General features: G+C 55.7%; 14 protein-coding genes, 1 tRNA gene and 1 other RNA gene. 15 read left to right on the top strand and 1 reads right to left on the bottom strand.

Annotated elements, in window-relative coordinates; all coding sequences use genetic code 11:
- Positions 1-27 precede the first annotated feature (27 nt).
- Positions 28-621 carry an HD domain-containing protein gene (locus tag WFK59_RS19785; protein ID WP_336756961.1) on the bottom strand — a complete coding sequence of 198 codons (594 nt, stop codon included), beginning with the start codon at positions 619-621 and terminating at the stop codon, positions 28-30.
- A gap of 64 nt (positions 622-685) precedes the next feature.
- Here WFK59_RS19785 and WFK59_RS19780 point away from each other — a divergent pair, with 64 nt between their 5' ends.
- The 15 genes from WFK59_RS19780 to bcsB all read left to right on the top strand — a co-directional run bounded on the left by WFK59_RS19780 (position 686) and on the right by bcsB (position 17,573).
- Entirely contained in the window at positions 686-1,150 is a 465-nt protein-coding gene (locus WFK59_RS19780; protein ID WP_233985700.1) for a MarR family winged helix-turn-helix transcriptional regulator, read from the top strand.
- Between the two features lie 95 nt (positions 1,151-1,245).
- Positions 1,246-1,674 carry an organic hydroperoxide resistance protein gene (locus WFK59_RS19775; RefSeq protein WP_233985699.1) on the top strand — a complete coding sequence of 143 codons (429 nt, stop codon included), beginning with the start codon at positions 1,246-1,248 and terminating at the stop codon, positions 1,672-1,674.
- Positions 1,675-1,994: 320 nt separating this feature from the next.
- Positions 1,995-3,686: a kdo(2)-lipid A phosphoethanolamine 7''-transferase gene (gene eptB / locus WFK59_RS19770; RefSeq protein WP_233985698.1), complete on the top strand. Its 1,692-nt coding sequence runs from the start codon at positions 1,995-1,997 to the stop codon at positions 3,684-3,686.
- A gap of 126 nt (positions 3,687-3,812) precedes the next feature.
- A tRNA-Pro gene (locus WFK59_RS19765) sits at positions 3,813-3,889 on the top strand.
- 34 nt (positions 3,890-3,923) lie between these two features.
- Positions 3,924-4,053, top strand: a non-coding RNA gene (locus WFK59_RS19760) — RtT sRNA.
- A 54-nt stretch (positions 4,054-4,107) separates the two neighbouring features.
- A complete protein-coding gene (locus tag WFK59_RS19755) occupies positions 4,108-4,398 on the top strand; it encodes a hypothetical protein (protein ID WP_336756958.1) in 291 nt (96 codons plus the stop codon).
- 503 nt (positions 4,399-4,901) lie between these two features.
- A complete protein-coding gene (gene dppA, locus WFK59_RS19750) occupies positions 4,902-6,512 on the top strand; it encodes a dipeptide ABC transporter periplasmic-binding protein DppA (protein WP_233985697.1) in 1,611 nt (536 codons plus the stop codon).
- 171 nt (positions 6,513-6,683) lie between these two features.
- Positions 6,684-7,703 (top strand): dipeptide ABC transporter permease DppB, encoded by a 1,020-nt coding sequence (gene dppB, locus WFK59_RS19745; RefSeq protein WP_336756955.1) that lies wholly within the window; start codon positions 6,684-6,686, stop codon positions 7,701-7,703.
- A gap of 9 nt (positions 7,704-7,712) precedes the next feature.
- Positions 7,713-8,615 (top strand): dipeptide ABC transporter permease DppC, encoded by a 903-nt coding sequence (dppC, locus tag WFK59_RS19740; protein WP_094120946.1) that lies wholly within the window; start codon positions 7,713-7,715, stop codon positions 8,613-8,615.
- 12 nt (positions 8,616-8,627) lie between these two features.
- Positions 8,628-9,614, top strand: a complete 987-nt coding sequence (dppD, locus tag WFK59_RS19735; protein ID WP_031377815.1) for a dipeptide ABC transporter ATP-binding protein — start codon at positions 8,628-8,630, stop codon at positions 9,612-9,614.
- Positions 9,604-10,626, top strand: a complete 1,023-nt coding sequence (gene dppF / locus WFK59_RS19730) for a dipeptide ABC transporter ATP-binding subunit DppF (RefSeq protein WP_233985694.1) — start codon at positions 9,604-9,606, stop codon at positions 10,624-10,626. The genes dppD and dppF overlap by 11 nt, the downstream gene beginning before the upstream one ends.
- 516 nt (positions 10,627-11,142) lie before the next feature.
- Positions 11,143-11,733, top strand: a complete 591-nt coding sequence (bcsO, locus tag WFK59_RS19725) for a cellulose biosynthesis protein BcsO (protein WP_233985693.1) — start codon at positions 11,143-11,145, stop codon at positions 11,731-11,733.
- Entirely contained in the window at positions 11,724-12,527 is an 804-nt protein-coding gene (gene bcsQ, locus WFK59_RS19720) for a cellulose biosynthesis protein BcsQ (protein WP_010671647.1), read from the top strand. Before bcsO ends, bcsQ begins: the two co-directional genes overlap by 10 nt.
- Positions 12,528-12,576: 49 nt before the next feature.
- Entirely contained in the window at positions 12,577-14,688 is a 2,112-nt protein-coding gene (gene bcsA / locus WFK59_RS19715) for a UDP-forming cellulose synthase catalytic subunit (RefSeq protein WP_233985692.1), read from the top strand.
- Positions 14,685-17,573: a cellulose biosynthesis cyclic di-GMP-binding regulatory protein BcsB gene (bcsB, locus tag WFK59_RS19710; RefSeq protein ID WP_336756953.1), complete on the top strand. Its 2,889-nt coding sequence runs from the start codon at positions 14,685-14,687 to the stop codon at positions 17,571-17,573. The genes bcsA and bcsB overlap by 4 nt, the downstream gene beginning before the upstream one ends.
- Positions 17,574-17,575 lie beyond the last annotated feature (2 nt).

The raw sequence follows: 17,575 nt of genomic DNA, 5'->3' as shown, positions 1-17,575 counted from the left end.
AAGGAACCCGCCATGGCGGGTTTTTTTTTAGCGCAGTTCGCGGTATTTAGCCGCCTGTTTCTCAAACCAGCTGTCCGGCACGTTGTAGGGCGGCTGTCCCAGCTGGGCGATACCCGCTTCGATAATGGTCGATGCCTGTTGCCATAACTGTGCATCGCCCTGTTTCAGCAAGGCAATCTGCACCTTTTTTTCCACCAGATAGATGCGGGCGAAGTGGGGATCGAAGCGCACAATCGCGCGGGTGTTATCGATGATGTCCGCCAGCTTGATGGTTTGCGCCTCCGGGCTGGCATCGGCGGTATGGCGAAAGTGCGCCAGTTTACGCGCCGCCCGGTTCTTAGCCGTCGCCGGTGCGCTGTCGGTCAGCATCCCGACCAGGCTGGCAACCCGCGGCCCAAACAGATTTTCGATATCGCCCAGCGTGGTCGGCGTATCTTCCACCGTATCGTGCAGCCAGGCCGCGGCCAGCAGCGCATCATCATCGCTGACGCTGCGAACTAATTCCGCCACTGCCGCCGGATGAACAATATAAGGCTCATCCGTATATTTGCGGCGCTGACCGGCGTCGGCGTGGGCCTGCGTAGCGTAACGTCGCGCCTGTTCTTCCAGTGAATTCTGCATGCGTTTACTCCGGATTAAAAAAGTTTGCTTGCAATTATCTAGCGCGCTATCTATATTGAATCTTATGAACAGTGATCAAGATGACAAAAAAGTGAAAACGATGCCACTGTTGGTCGATCAGCAGCTCTGCTTTGCCCTCTATTCCGCCAATCTGGCGATGAATAAGGTCTATCGCCAGTTGCTGACCCAACTCGACATCACCTATCCGCAATATCTGGTGATGCTGGTGCTGTGGCAGAAGGACGATCTTACGGTTTCAGAGATTGGCGAGCAGCTATTCCTGGATTCAGCCACCCTGACGCCGCTGCTGAAGCGCCTGGAGAGTGCGGGCCTGATTATGCGGCAGCGTACCCGACAGGATGAGCGTCAGGTCGCGGTCACGCTGACGGAGGCTGGCCGGGCATTGCGCAGCAAGGCGGAAGCGATTCCGGAAGCGGTCAAATGTGCCACCGCCTGTGACGATGATGCGCTGCTGGCGCTGAAAGGGCAGCTGGATGACTTACGCGACAACCTGAACCGATCACGATAAATCTTACTGACGGGCGTCCCGCGCCCGTTGAACCTCACCGCCTCATTACGGCGTTACAAGTAGTGAGCGATTAAATAGCGTAACGGAGAAATGTCATGTCTTTAGAACAAGTGGTTTACCGCGCAAAAGCCAAAGCAACCGGTGGTCGTGATGGCCGTGCAACCTCCTCTGACGGTGTGCTGGACGTGAAGCTGGGCGTACCAAAAGAGATGGGCGGTGCAGGTGGTGAAGTGACGAACCCTGAGCAGCTGTTTGCAGCGGGCTACTCAGCCTGTTTTCTGGGTGCGATGAAATTTGTGGCTGGCCGCGACAAAATCACCCTGCCGAAAGAGGCGTGGATTGAAGGCGAAGTCGGCATCGGTCCGATTCCCAACGGCTTTGGTATCGAAGCGACCCTGAACATTCACCTGCCAGAGATGGATGAAGCGGAAGCGCAGAAGCTGGTTGATGCGGCACATATCGTTTGCCCGTACTCAAACGCAACCCGTAATAACATCGACGTGACGCTGAATATTATTCGCTAAGCGTGCAGCGGGCCGCTTCTCCGGCCCGCTCTCTTTCCCGCCCGTCGCGCCGTACCCGCTTTTTAACCCCGTTTGCAGTCTGAAATCTGACCAATTATATCGATTGTACAAAAAATGTGCTAATCGGCTCGACAAAGATTATTTTCTGGTCTAACTACTGCCATCATGTTTTACTGAGCCACCTCGCGTTATAGCCCATAAATCCGTTCAGAATTTTCCTTCATCTGGTCCGGTCCGCTTGTTCAGCGAACTCTGCCGCGTTTCGGTAGTCACATTAAAGATTTGGTAAAGCGCTTCATTCCGGGGAAACTCCATTTTTCATGAATTATATTAAAACCTTAACGCAGCAAAAGTTGTCGCTCCTGCTTGCGCTCTATCTCGGTATATTATTGAATTTACCGATTTTTTATCGCCGTTTTGACGGTTTTCTGACGAAATCGACGGTGACCAACTGGCTGACTGCTGTAACCGAAGTGGTAGCAATTGTGCTGCTGACTTTCTTCCTGATGCGGCTGCTGTCGCTGGGTGGAAAGTGGTTTTATCGCGTGCTGGCCACGCTGATTGTGCTGATTTCTGTTGCTGCCGCCTATTACATGGCATTTTTTAACGTCGTAATTGGCTACGGCATTGTGGCATCGGTGATGACCACCGATACCGATCTCTCCAAAGAGGTGATTGGCTACCATTTCATCCTGTGGATGGTGCTGGTCAGCGCACTGCCGCTGTTAATGATCTGGCGTAATAAACTGAGTATGACGCTGAATGAACAGCTGCGTACGCCAGGACAGCGCCTGAAACCCACCCTGATTATGCTGCTCTGCGTGGCGCTGGTCTGGCTGCCAATTCGGTTTTTCGACAAGCAGCAGAAGAATAACGAAGAGATCACCAACATCGATTTGCCGAGCTACGGCGGTGTAGTGGCGCACTCTTATCTGCCTTCGAACTGGCTGGCGGCGGTGGGGCTGTTTGCCTGGACCCGCATAGATGAGTCGCTGAATAGCGAGGAATTGCTCGATCCGGCGAAAAAATTTACCTACGTCGCGCCTGCCGGGCTGGACGACACCTATGTGGTGTTTGTGATTGGCGAAACCACCCGCTGGGATCACATGGGGATGCTGGGCTACGATCGCGATACCACACCTAAACTGTCGAAAGAGAAAAACCTGGTGGCGTTCCGCGGTGAATCCTGCGATACCGCGACCAAACTGTCGCTGCGCTGCATGTTCGTACGCGAAGGCGGCACCATGGATAATCCGGGTCGCACGCTGAAAGAGCAGAACGTGTTTGCGGTGATGAAAGAGCTGGGCTTTACCTCTGAGCTATTTGCGATGCAGAGCGAGGTCTGGTTCTACGACAATATCAACGCCAATAACTTTGCCTTCCGTGAGCAGATTGGTTCAGAGAAGCGTAACCAGGGTAAAGCAGTCGACGACATGCTGCTGGTGCCGGAGATGAAGGCGTCACTGGATCGTTTCCCGAAAGGTAAGCATCTGGTGGTGCTGCATACCAAAGGTTCGCACTATCTCTATTCCCAGCGTTATCCGCGCAGTTTTGCGAAGTATCAGCCGGAATGTATGGGCGTGGATGAAACCTGCAGCAAGGCGCAGTTGATTAATGCCTATGACAACTCAGTGCTGTATGTCGATAGTATGCTCGACAGCGTGCTGGATCAGCTGCGTGATAAGAAGGCGATTGTCTTCTATGCCGCTGACCACGGTGAATCGATCAGCGAAAACATGCATCTGCACGGCACACCGCGTGAAATGGCACCACCGGAGCAGTTCCGCGTGCCGATGATCGTGTGGGCGTCTGATAAGTATCTGGCCGACAGCCAGAACCGCAGCAACTTTGAGCGCTTGCAGGCGCAGCAGCGCGTCGGCAAAACCCATCGTCATGTGGAGTTGTTCGATACCATTCTCGGTTGTCTGGGCTATACCTCACCCGATGGCGGCATCAACCCAGCCAATAACTGGTGTCAGGCACCGGCTACCCATCCGGCTAAACCGCTGTAATAACAACAGCGAAAGGGTGTGACGGCGGCTGGATTGCCGCTAACCGCGTGCTTTCCAGGCGATCGGCGGCAAAAGCGCAAAAAGCGGTTGACGCTGATCGGGGGTCGCAGTAACATGCGCCCCCATCGGCGAGTAGCGCAGCTTGGTAGCGCAACTGGTTTGGGACCAGTGGGTCGGAGGTTCGAATCCTCTCTCGCCGACCATATTTAAGAAACCTGTCTGAAAAGACAGGTTTTTTTTCGTCTGAGTAAAAAGAGGATGAGAACCTCCGAAGGAGGTTTGAGCCGAGCGTAGCGAGACAACGTTGCTTCAGCAACGGCCCGCAGGGCGCGGCTCGCAGAGCCGGGTAATCCTCTCTCGCCGACCCTATTTAAGAAACCTGTCTGAAAAGACAGGTTTTTTTTCGTCTGTAGAAAAGAGAATGAAAGGTACGGATTTATCGTTGAGCGGGCTTCAGGGAGCATACGCCTTTCGCAAAGACGCAAAAGCGCTCCCGGGGTTTTTGTCCCTGGCCCGCGATGCTTTGCTACAGGCGTATGCTCCCTTCGCTTACGACTGGCAGACGCTTCAGAGCGCTGACAAACTTCAGCTTCTGGCTGCCATCTTCCAGAAAGTTCCAATAAATCCCATCCGCTACGTATTCCGCTCATCCGCCGTTGTTATCGCCGCTTTCCCTCTGGCAGGCCTTGCCATGCAAGAGATGCAATCATAATTCGTGACACGTTCTTCTTATGACCGAAATCGGCAAGTTGCTGATTTCTTATGCTTCGGGACCAGCATATTCCGCTGGCTGAACGTCATAACGCACGGTGAATCGTTCAGTTATTCAACATTTGCCGGTAAAAGTTTTAAGTTTTTTAGCGGTGAGAATCACTAGCGATAAACCACGCTTCCAGCAGAATGTCTGGAAAATAAGCGACCGGCGCTGTGCATTGTATGGCTTTTATCCGGAAAGGGTTTTTTTTACCGTTGCTTGCTATCCCTCACACTCTGTGTAAATAACTAACCGTTGTATTGACGTTCATTGCAACTGTTGACAAATTGATGCGTCAATAAAGCCGCAGTTACGGAATTTTCTGAGTGATTCCATGGCATCAGAAAAAACAAAAAAAACGTAGCGCACTTTAACCACCCGTTCGGTGGTACGCCTGAACCGCATAAAAAAATCAGAGGTCGGGCAATGCACACAACATCACATCACAATGGAGCAAAAGCATGATCAACTCCCTGGCTAAATCCGGGATGCTGAAGGTCGGTCTGAGCCTGATTGCTATGACTGTCGCCGCCGGTGTTCAGGCAAAAACCCTGGTTTACTGTTCAGAAGGTTCTCCGGAAGGCTTTAACCCGCAGCTGTTCACTTCAGGTACCACTTACGACGCCAGCTCACGCCAGATCTACAACCGTCTGGTTGAGTTCACCATCGGCACCACCGAGCTGCACGCAGCGCTGGCCGAGAAGTGGGATGTCAGCGACGACGGCAAAACCTACACTTTCCACCTGCGTAAAGGCGTGAAGTGGCAAACCACCAAAGATTTCAAACCGACGCGCGAATTTAACGCGGATGATGTGGTGTTCACCTTTGAACGCCAGCTGGATAAAAACAACGCTTATCATGGCGTCTCCGGCGGCAGCTACGAATATTTCGAAGGCATGGATATGCCGAACCTGATCAGCAAAATTGAAAAAGTGGACGATCATACCGTGCGCTTTGTGCTGACCCGTCCTGAAGCGCCATTCCTGGCGGATCTCGGTATGGACTTCGCCTCTATTCTGTCGAAAGAGTACGCGGACAACATGCTGAAAGCTGGCTCGCCGCAGAAGGTCGACCTGAACCCGGTCGGTACCGGCCCGTTCCAGCTGCTGCAGTATCAGAAAGATTCGCGCATTCTGTATAAAGCCAACCCGGATTACTGGGGCACCAAACCAAAAATCGATCGCTTAGTCTTCTCAATTACGCCTGACGCCTCGGTGCGTTACGCCAAGCTGCAGAAGGGTGAATGTCAGGTGATGCCGTATCCAAACCCGGCTGACATTGCGCGCATGAAGCAGGACAAAAACATCAACCTGTATGAGCAGGCGGGCCTGAACGTCGGCTATCTCTCTTACAACGTTGAGAAAAAACCGCTGGATAACCTGAAAGTGCGTCAGGCCCTGACCATGGCGGTCAACAAACAGGCGATCATTGATGCCGTTTATCAGGGTGCTGGCCAGCCGGCTAAAAACCTGATCCCACCGACCATGTGGGGCTACAACGACGCGGTGAAAGATTACGCTTACGATCCTGAAAAAGCCAAAGCGCTGCTGAAAGAAGCGGGCATGGCTGACGGCTTCTCCATTGACCTGTGGGCGATGCCGGTACAGCGTCCTTACAACCCGAACGCGCGCCGTATGGCGGAGATGATTCAGAGCGACTGGGCGAAGATTGGCGTGAAAGCCAAAATCGTCACCTACGAGTGGGGCGAATATCTGAAGCGTGCCAAAGCCGGTGAACACCAGACCGTGATGATGGGCTGGACCGGCGATAATGGGGACCCGGATAACTTCCTCGCCACGCTGTTCAGCTGTTCAGCGGCGAAAGATGGCTCTAACTACTCGCGCTGGTGCGATAAATCCTTCGAGGATCAGATTCAGCCAGCCCGCGCCACCGCCGATCAGGCGAAGCGCATCGAGTACTACAAGCAGGCACAGGTTGTCATGCATGACCAGGCACCGGCGCTGATGATCGCGCACTCAACGGTCTATGAACCGGTCAGCAAGAAAGTCTCCGGCTACAAAGTCGATCCGCTTGGCGGACACTACTTTGCCCAGGTAGACATTCAGGAATAATTGTTGCCTTTTCCGGGGCGGCTGCGCGTCGCTCCGGCTTTATCTCCCTGTTTTACTGGAAACGGTAGAGGCGCAGCCTGTCTGCGTCGCGGTCGGGCCTACCCGATCGTCAGATGTAAGCAATAACTACCCTCGCGGCGACGGTCGCGCGGACAAGAGAGAACCCGGATTATGCTGCAGTTCATACTCCGACGTTTGGGCCTTGTCATCCCAACGTTTATCGGTATTACATTACTCACCTTCGCATTTGTTCACATGATCCCCGGCGATCCGGTGCTGATCATGGCGGGCGAACGCGGTATTTCCCCTGAACGTCATGCACAGTTAATGGCGCTGTTAGGCCTTGATCAGCCGCTGTGGAAACAGTATCTGCATTACATTAACGGCGTATTACACGGCGATTTGGGTATTTCACTCAAGAGCCGCATCCCGGTATGGGATGAGTTTGTGCCGCGCTTTAAAGCCACGCTGGAGCTGGGCGTCTGCGCCATGCTGTTTGCGGTCGCGGTCGGCATTCCGGTCGGGGTGATGGCGGCGGTGAAACGCGGCTCAATCTTCGATCACACCGCGGTGGGCATCTCACTGACCGGCTACTCAATGCCGATCTTCTGGTGGGGCATCATGCTGATCATGCTGGTGTCGGTGCAGTTCAACCTGACGCCGGTTTCTGGTCGCGTCGGCGACACTGTCTTCCTTGATGACACCATGCCGCTGACCGGCTTTATGCTGATCGATACCTTTTTCTGGGGCGAAGCGGGCGATTTCCACGATGCGGTAATGCACATGATTCTGCCTGCCATCGTGCTCGGCACCATTCCGCTGGCGGTGATTGTACGTATGACGCGCTCGGCGATGCTGGAAGTGCTGGGGGAAGATTACATCCGTACCGCACGCGCCAAAGGGCTGACGCGGATGCGGGTTATCGTGGTACATGCGCTGCGTAACGCCATGCTGCCGGTGGTAACCGTCATTGGTCTGCAGGTCGGCACCTTACTGGCCGGCGCGATCCTGACCGAAACCATCTTCTCGTGGCCAGGTCTGGGTCGCTGGCTGATCGAAGCGTTGCAACGCCGCGATTATCCGGTAGTGCAGGGCGGCGTGCTGCTGACGACGGTACTGATTATCCTGGTCAACCTGCTGGTTGATCTGCTGTATGGCGTGGTTAACCCGCGCATACGTCATAAGAAATAAGGGGGCATCATGTCTGTTGTTGATCCCGCCAGCGTAACCGCTGCACCCAAGCCGATGACCCCGTTTCAGGAATTCTGGCACTATTTTAAGCGTAACAAAGGCGCCGTGGTGGGCCTGGCGTACATCATCATTATGTTACTGGTGGCGGTGTTCGCCGATCTGCTGGCACCTCATGCGCCAGCTGAGCAGTTCCGTGATGCGCTGCTGCATCCGCCGGTCTGGCAGGAAGGCGGAAGCTGGAGTTATATCCTTGGCACCGACGATGTCGGCCGCGATGTGCTGTCGCGTCTGATGTACGGCGCGCGCCTGTCGCTGCTGGTTGGCTGTCTGGTGGTGGTGTTGTCGCTGATTTTCGGCGTGATCTTCGGCCTGCTGGCCGGTTATCTCGGCGGCGTGGTGGATGCCACCATTATGCGTCTGGTCGATATCATGCTGGCGCTGCCCAGCCTGCTGCTGGCACTGGTACTGGTGGCTATTTTCGGTCCGTCGATCGTTAACGCCTCTATCGCCCTGACGTTTGTGGCGCTGCCGCACTACATCCGTCTGACCCGCGCCGCGGTCCTGGTGGAGGTAAACCGCGACTATGTGACCGCCTCCAGCGTCGCCGGAGCCGGTATGCTGCGTCAGATGTTTGTAAATATTCTGCCTAACTGTCTGGCACCGCTGATCGTGCAGGCATCGTTAGGTTTCTCCAACGCCATTCTCGATATGGCGGCGTTGGGCTTTCTCGGTATGGGTGCGCAACCGCCAACGCCGGAGTGGGGCACCATGCTCTCCGACGTATTGCAGTATGCGCAAAGTGCCTGGTGGGTGGTGACGTTCCCTGGATTAGTCATTCTGCTGACCGTGCTGGCATTTAACCTGATGGGCGATGGTTTGCGTGATGCACTCGACCCGAAACTCAAGCAGTAAAGAGGCACCGAGATGGCGTTATTAAATGTAGACAAACTGTCGGTGCATTTCGGCGACGAAAAAGCACCGTTCCGGGCGGTCGACCGCATCAGTTATCAGGTTGAGCAGGGCCAGGTGGTCGGCATTGTGGGTGAGTCCGGCTCCGGTAAATCGGTCAGCTCACTGGCGATCATGGGGCTGATCGATTTCCCTGGCAAAGTGATGGCGGAAAAGCTGGAGTTTAACCAACGCGACCTGAAACGCATCTCCGAACGAGAGCGCCGCCAGCTGGTGGGCGCGGAAGTGGCGATGATTTTCCAGGACCCGATGACCAGCCTCAATCCCTGTTACACCGTCGGTTTCCAGATTATGGAAGCGATTAAAGTGCATCAGGGCGGCAATAAACGCACCCGACGTCAGCGGGCGATCGACCTGCTGAACCAGGTGGGGATTCCCGATCCGGCGTCACGACTCGATGTTTATCCGCACCAGTTGTCAGGTGGGATGAGCCAGCGTGTGATGATCGCTATGGCGATTGCCTGCCGACCCAAACTGCTGATTGCCGATGAGCCGACCACCGCGCTCGACGTGACTATTCAGGCGCAGATCATCGAACTGCTGCTGGAGTTACAGCAGCAGGAGAATATGGCGCTGATCCTGATTACCCACGATCTGGCGTTAGTGGCTGAAGCCGCGCATCACATCATTGTGATGTATGCCGGTCAGGTGGTGGAGAGCGGCAAGGCGACCGATATCTTTAAGGCGCCGCGTCATCCTTACACCCAGGCGCTGCTGCGTGCGCTGCCGGAGTTCGCGGCTGATAAAGCCCGTCTGGCCTCGCTGCCGGGCGTGGTACCGGGCAAATACGATCGCCCGGTTGGCTGCCTGCTCAACCCACGCTGCCCTTACGCGACGGACCATTGTCGCAAGGAAGAACCGGAACTGCGCACCATTCCAGGCCGCCAGTCCAAGTGTCACTATCCGCTGGACGATGCCGGGAGACCGACTTATGAGTCATGAAACAACCAAGCATGAATATTTGTTACAGGCAATCGATCTGAAAAAGCACTACCCGGTGAAGAAAGGGTTGTTTGGTCAGGAACGTCTGGTGAAAGCGCTGGATGGCGTCTCGTTTAATCTGGAGCGCGGCAAAACGCTGGCGGTCGTTGGCGAGTCGGGCTGTGGGAAATCCACGCTGGGCCGCCTGCTGACGATGATTGAAACCCCGACCGAAGGGCAGCTTTACTGGCATGGGCAGGATCTGCTGAAGCACGATCCGCAGGCGCAGAAACTGCGTCGTCAGAAAATCCAGATCGTCTTTCAGAACCCTTATGGCTCACTGAACCCACGCAAGAAAGTGAGTCAGATTCTGGAAGAGCCGCTGATTATCAACACCCAGCTGACCAAAGCCGAGCGCCGCGAGAAGACGCTGGAGATGATGGCGAAAGTGGGCCTGAAGACCGAGCATTATGACCGCTATCCGCACATGTTTTCCGGCGGTCAGCGCCAGCGTATTGCGATTGCCCGCGGGCTGATGCTCGATCCGGACGTGCTGATTGCCGATGAGCCGGTTTCGGCGCTCGACGTGTCGGTGCGCGCCCAGGTGCTGAACCTGATGATGGATCTGCAGCAGGATATGGGACTTTCCTACGTCTTTATCTCGCACGATTTGTCGGTGGTGGAGCACATTGCGGATGAAGTGATGGTGATGTACCTCGGCCGCTGTGTCGAAAAGGGCAGCAAAGAGGCGATTTTTGCCAACCCGCGCCATCCGTACACTCAGGCATTGCTGTCGGCCACGCCGCGTCTCAATCCGGATGATCGCCGTGAGCGGATCAAGCTGACCGGCGAACTGCCGAGCCCGCTCAGTCCGCCACCGGGTTGTGCTTTCAACGCGCGCTGCCGCCGCCGTTTTGGCACCTGCGTTCAGTTGCAACCGAAGCTGAAAAGCTACGGCGGACAGCAGATCGCCTGCTTTGCCGTTGACCAGGATGAAAATCAGCCGGTCGGCGCGGCTGAAAAAGTCGGTTAACTCACCAAAAGGCTCCTGCTGGAGCCTTTTTTTAACGCAACTTGCCCGCCAGCGCTTGCCGTTGCTGCCTCCTCTTCCTCGCCACCTTTCTCTGCCGCTGTTGTTTCGTTACCGACATTAACCAATGATTTTTCTGATGATATTTCCGGCAGAAACCGATAAGTATCCTCAACGCTTCACCGGCTTTTTTCATGCTGAAGTCAGCGTCAGATCAGATGAAGGGTTTCGTCAGCAACGGGGATTAATCTCATCTTAACCACGCTGGTTGTGCCATGCGTAAGATGAGTTAACCGGATCGAATGAATGTAACAATCGGGCGAAACAATTTCACGTAAGCCTGACTTATTAATTTCTGAGAAAAAGCACCCATCACCGGCTATTTACCGCCCCGATCGAATCTTTTTGATTAAACTATTTTATTGAATTTGCTGTTTTTGTAATCAGATTTTTCTCACCGAGTTTAAGCGGATGTGCTATATTCCAGGAAAATTCCCACCTTGTTGCAGGCCATGGCCAATGAAGAATAATTACGATGATTTGCAGCGTTTTAAAGAGAAAACGCAAACGCTCGACATCGACTTTAAAGATATGTCTGGCCAGACGCAGGAGGCGGCGGAACACAGTAAATGGGCATTGATTCGCCAGCTGGCGAAAGAAGAACATCAGACTCCGTTTGGCGGCGGCGAGCGTATTGACCTGCCGCAACCTCAGCCGCTGCGTGGTGATGAGTTCACGGCTCCACCGGCTGGGACACCGGCACGACATGCCGCACTCACTGCGCAACCGGCAATGGCAGCCCGCACCTCGATTCTCGATAGCCTGTCAGGCAATAACCTGCCAGCAACCAGCACGACTGAACGCGGCCCTTCATCACTCTTTCCGCCACCGCCACCGCTGCAAAAAGTGGCTGTGGCTGAGCCTGCGACCATGCTGCGTGCTGAGCCGGTCCGGCCTGCCACCGTGGCGGATCTTCAGCCCGTCGTCGCACCCACCGCCACCCATTCTGAGCCAGGACGATTTGGTGCGCTGTTCCGCTCGCGCGAGATTAATCTGCCGAAAGAAACCTTACTCAAACCGTTACTGGAGAAGATTGCGCTATGCCATTAGTTTGTGTGTGCTCGCCGAAGGGGGGCGTGGGGAAAACCACGCTGGCGGCGAATCTGGCCTGGAGTCTGGCGCGTTCCGGTAGCAAAGTTCTGGCGATTGATTTTGATGTGCAGAATGCACTGCGTCTTCACTTTGGCGTGCCGCTTCATGATGGCCGCGGATTTGTGGCGCGCTCAGAAGAGCAGGCGGACTGGAGCCAGTCGATTCTTACCACCGGCGGCAATATCTTTGTGCTGCCCTATGGCGACGTCACGGAGCCGCAGCGTGAACGGTTCGAAGAGAACCTGATGAAAGATCCCCACTTTATTAAGCGCGGTCTGGATACGGTGCTCAATTATCCCGGCCTGGTGATCGTGGCTGATTTCCCGCCTGGCCCAGGCCCCGCCCTTAAAGCAATGACGGCGCTGGCCGATATGCATTTAGTGGTGATGTTAGCCGATACCGCATCAGTCTCGCTATTACCGCAGATTGAAGAGAACCGGATGATCGGTAAACCTCTCAATAATAAGCAGGGTCACTATTTTATCCTTAACCAGTGTGACAACCGCCGGAATATCAATCGCGATGTCACCGCATTTATGCAGCAGCGCCTGGGCGATAATTTACTGGGCGTGGTTCACCGTGATGAAAGTGTGGGTGAAGCCAATGCTTCGCAGCAGTCTGTTTACGATTTCAGTCCCGCCTCCGCAGCGGCATTTGATATTGAACTGATCGCGAAAAGGGTCAGCAGCATTCTGAATATCACCGTGGGTAATGGCGAAGTTCAGGCTCCCATCCGCACAAACCACTTTTAGTCGGCTTCCGCCAGGCGACTGACTTACACAGCTCTTCTCAGGGTGAATCATGAGTAAAATCGGGTTTTACCTGCTGCTGCTGGTGCTTGCACCCGTTGCCGCGGTGATCATCATTACGCCAATGGACAGCCAGAAACAGTATATTTTTGGTCTGATCAGCATCGGCATGATGTTTTTATTGGGTTTCAGCAAGAGCCGCAAAATAACTGTGGTGATGGTGATTCTCTCTGCGCTGATGTCCAGCCGCTATATCTGGTGGCGGACCACCGAGACGTTGCACTTTAATTCCGAAGTTGAAGCTATCTTAGGCATTGGCTTGTATCTGGCGGAGCTGTACGTCTGGCTGATCTTAATTCTTGGCTTCCTGCAAACCACCTGGCCATTAAAACGCACGATTGAACCCTTACCGGACGACACCAGCCTGTGGCCGACGGTCGATATTTATGTGCCTTCCTACAATGAAAGTCTTGATGTGGTGCGCGACACCGTACTCGCGGCGCAGTGTATCGACTACCCGCGTGACAAAATCAGGGTCTATCTGCTGGATGATGGCAAGCGCAGCGAGTTTGCCCGCTTTGCGGCGGATGTCGGCGTGGGTTATATCACCCGTGACGACAACAAACATGCCAAAGCCGGGAACCTCAACCATGCGATGAAAATCACCAAAGGTGAGCTGATTTGCATCTTCGACTGCGACCACGTGGCGACGCGCACCTTCCTGCAGGCGACGGTCGGACCGTTCCTGAAAGATCCAAAGCTGGCGCTGCTACAGACGCCGCACTACTTCTATTCTCCCGATCCCTTTGAGCGTAACCTGCGCGCCGCACGCAGCATTCCAAATGAAGGCTCGCTGTTTTATGGCCCGGTGCAGCAGGGTAACGATAACTGGAATGCCACTTTCTTCTGTGGCTCCTGTGCGGTTATCCGTCGTTCAGCGCTGGAAGAGATTGGCGGTTTTGCCGTTGAAACCGTGACCGAAGATGCACACACCGCCCTGAAAATGCAGCGACTGGGCTGGGGCTCAGCCTTTTTGTCGATCCCGCTGGCTGCCGGTCTGGCAACAGAACGTCTGGGCCTGCATATCATTCAGCGTACCCGCTGGGCGCGTGGCATGACGCAGATTTTCCGCGTCGATAACCCGCTGTTTGGCCGTGGCCTGAAGTGGCAGCAGCGCCTGTGTTACCTCAACGCCATGCTGCACTTCCAGTTTGGTCTGCCGCGTGTCGCCTTTCTGACGGCACCGCTGGCCTATCTGCTGTTTAATCTCAATATCATCCACTCCTCCGCGTCGCTGATTTTTGCTTACGTGCTGCCGCATCTGGTGATGTCGCTTTATGTTAACTCGCGGATGAATGGCCGTTTCCGCTACACCTTCTGGGGTGAGATTTATGAGACGGTGATGTGCTTCCATCTGGTGATCCCGACCATTCTGACCCTGCTGTCGCCAAAACATGGCAAGTTTAACGTGACCGATAAAGGCGGCGTGCTGGATCAGGGCTTCTTCGATTTCCACATCGTGCGTCCGCACGTCATTGTGGCGCTGCTGCTGGGCATTGGCATTGTAGCCGGCGTGGTGCGTGCCGTGATGCATGACTATTTTGGCGTCGATCCTTACGTTATCGCGCTCAACGTCGGCTGGGCGATCTTCAGCCTGATCATTCTGATGGCGGCGATTGCCGTGGCGCGCGAAACCAAGCAGGTGCGAAAAACCATCCGTGTTGAGGTGCAAATCCCGGCGATTATTCATTACGCCAGCGGCATTTCATCGCGCACCCAGACCAGCAACCTTTCGATGGGCGGCGCGCAGCTTGATGCACCCGATGGACGTCATGAAACTGATGAGATTGAAGAGATTGATCTGCTGCTGAAATCCGGCGCGATCACTATCCCGGTCAGTCAGATTTCCGGCGATGATGAGAGCATCCGTCTGCGCTTTGAGGCGATGCCGCTGGCGCGACGTCGCGAACTGGTCCGTGTGGTGCTGGCTCGTGCGGATGCCTGGATTCAGCCGGAGTATAAGCAGGACAACCCGCTGATTTCGCTAGGCACTATTATCCGTACCGTCTTTGAGCTGTTCTGGCTGACCTGGAAAGGCCGCCACGATAAACGTAAAAATGTCGACCCGGTTGCCGCGGCGGCGAAAAAGGATGGGGCGGCATGAAGATCCTGACGCAAACTTTGCTGGTCAGTTCACTGACCGCAGCGTTATGGCTGACGCCCGCTGGCGCGGAAACGCCGGTTGCTACTGATAACAGCAGTGCTGCGCCGGTAAACAGTTCAGCCCCGACGCCGCCTGATGCTGCTTCCAGCACGCAGCCTGCCGATGCCACCGTCATTGCACCCGCGACAAATCAGGCTCCGGCCAGCGATGCGGCATCTGTGGCAGCCATGAATAAGGGTTCCAGCCAGACGGCAGGTTCAGACCAGGTAGCGGTCCCGGTCAGCGGTGGAGAGTCTGCAATGCCGTCCGTGTCACCAGCGGCAAATGCGCCATCTGCGACACCGTCCGCAGAATCTGCACCGGTATCGGCGCCACAGAGTGCATCACCCAATGCCGTGGCACCCGCGGTGAACGCCTCTTACGCTCCAGGTAGCGAGGCGACATCACAAACTCAGCCATCTTCAGTGACCGGTGACGCGACTTCAACGCCTCAGACCGCGTCATCGACCGGTGAGGCGGCGGCTTCTGCCCAGACCACCGCGCCGATGGCCGCCACCGGCGCGGTGACGCAGGACAGCAGCGCGCTGTCCGCGGTGCCCCTGCCGCAAGGCCTGAGCAGTGCCGATCCCGCGCTGGAAGCGGCCGCCAGTGCGCTGCCCTACGCGCCAGGTCAGTTAGCTGCGCCGGTTGCAGAAGCGCAGCCGCCGATCGTGGCTGCCATCAATCAGCCGATCAGTAGTGCTATTTCAGTGGCCCAGATGGGCCAGTCGCGCGGCATCACGCTGACCGGCGGTCAGCTTCAGTCGGGTATCACCTTTACCCTGCCCGGCGATGAAGTCATCACCAATGCGCGACTTAATCTGACGCTGCGCGTCTCTGCTGCGCTGGCGGCACGCAATACGTCGCTGCAGCTGATGCTGAATGGTCAGCCGCTCGGCACGCTGCCGCTGAGTGCGACGGACAGCGATGTCAGCGACTATGAGCTGGATATTCCGGCGGCGATGGTGGTGTCGGCGAATAACCTGAGTTTTAAAATCAATGATGCGGACAAGTTGCTGTGTGAAAGAGAGAGCGCACAGCAGTATCAGGTCACCATTCTGCCGAACACGTCGCTGCACCTTGAGGGCCAGAAGCTCAATATCGGCACCAGCCTGCGTAATTTCCCGCGCCCCTTCCTGGATCCTCAGCGGATGACGGCGTCCACCGTGACGGTGGGCTTTGCCAGCAATGTTTCAGCCGATGCCGTCAGCGCGGCGGCACTGGTGGCATCCTGGCTTGGCATTCAGAGTGATTATCGCGGCATCCGTTTCCCGGTGGTGCGCGGCGAACTGCCGGAACAAAACGGCATCCTGTTTGGTCATCCTGGTGACCGGATCGGCACCCTGACTTTCCCGGCCAGTAACGGTCCGATGTTGCAGGTGGTGGATAATCCCAATAATCCGGTTTACAAATTGCTGCTGGTCAGTGGCAACAATGAGGAGCAGTTGCGTCAGGCGGCGAACCGTCTGACGAGGCAGCCACTGACGACTGATGAGAGTCAACTGCAGGTCCCTGCGCAGACTATTGCAAACCGCAAACCTTACGATGCTCCACGCTGGATTAACACTGACCGCCCGGTACGGCTGAGCGAACTGCTGCGTAAAGATCAGAGTCTGACCAGCAGCGGCATCTGGCATGATGCGCTGCGTGTTAATTTCCGCGCCGCGCCTGATTTGTTCCTGTGGGATGGCGACACAGTGCCGGTCAATCTGCACTATCGCTTCCCATCCGAAAGCTGGATCGATGAGGATAATTCTTTCCTTAACGTCATGCTCAACGGTACTTTTCTGCGCAATCTGACGGTGAACAAAGTCGGCCTGCTGGAGAACGCCTGGCACCGTCTGGGCGGTGATGCGCGTCAGGAGCAGTATCAGCTTAATCTCGAACCCTACCTGATCTATGGCGATAACCAGCTGGCGCTCTACTTCAATATCAAACCGCGGGCTGATGCGCCCTGCGGTGTGTTACTGAACAACAACATCAAAAGCCGGATTGAAGAGGACTCATGGATCGATCTGAGCCATACCCGTCACTTCAGCATGCTGCCGAACCTCTCTTACTTTGTGGGTGCCTCTTTTCCGTTCTCACGTCTGGCCGATTTCAGCCAGACCACGCTGCTGCTGCCGGAAACGCCCAGCGATGCTGAACTGTCAACGCTACTGGATCTGGCGGCGCGGGCTGGTAAAGCCACCGGTCTGGCGCTGACACAGAATCAGGTACTGTTTGGCCTGCCCAGCGGCGGCACCCATCTGGCGCGCATACAGCAGAGCGATCTGCTGGCGGTGAGCACCACCGGCAACAGCGCTTTTAATCAGGCGATGCTGGCGGCTTCCCCTTATGACGCCACCAGCAGCACCTTTGGGGTGAAAGAGCCCGACACGCTGGAAAAATTACGCGGCTGGCTGACCGGTGACTGGAGTCGTCAGCAGCTGGATGCCGATCGTTACTTCTCCTCCAACGAAGCGTGGCGAGGCTTCCTCAGCTACCGATCGCCATGGAACCGCGATCGGCTGGTGGTGATGACGGTGGCAACCAGCGACGATCAGCTGTTGCGACTGCATAACGATTTGAGTTCGGCGCAGATTAACGCCGGCATTCGTGGCGATACCGCGATTATTACCGATGAAAACGGCATTCGCAGTTTCCGCGTCGGCGCGCAGTTCCCCAGCGGTGAGTTGCCCTGGTACATGATGGTGGTGTGGTATGCCAACCAGCACTCGGTGCTGCTGGCGGTGGCGGCGATGCTGCTCTCCGCGCTGGTGGGCAGTGCGGCCTGGGTGATGCTGAAGCGTCATGCCTGGCGGCGTCTGAACCCGAAGCCCGATCGTGATTCCGGCAGGAAGTAAGG

Source organism: Pantoea sp. USHLN298 (assembly GCF_037149395.1).
GTDB lineage: Bacteria > Pseudomonadota > Gammaproteobacteria > Enterobacterales > Enterobacteriaceae > Pantoea > Pantoea astica.
Note: the sequence above shows the minus strand (reverse complement) of the source record. Positions and strands in the feature narration are given on the sequence as shown.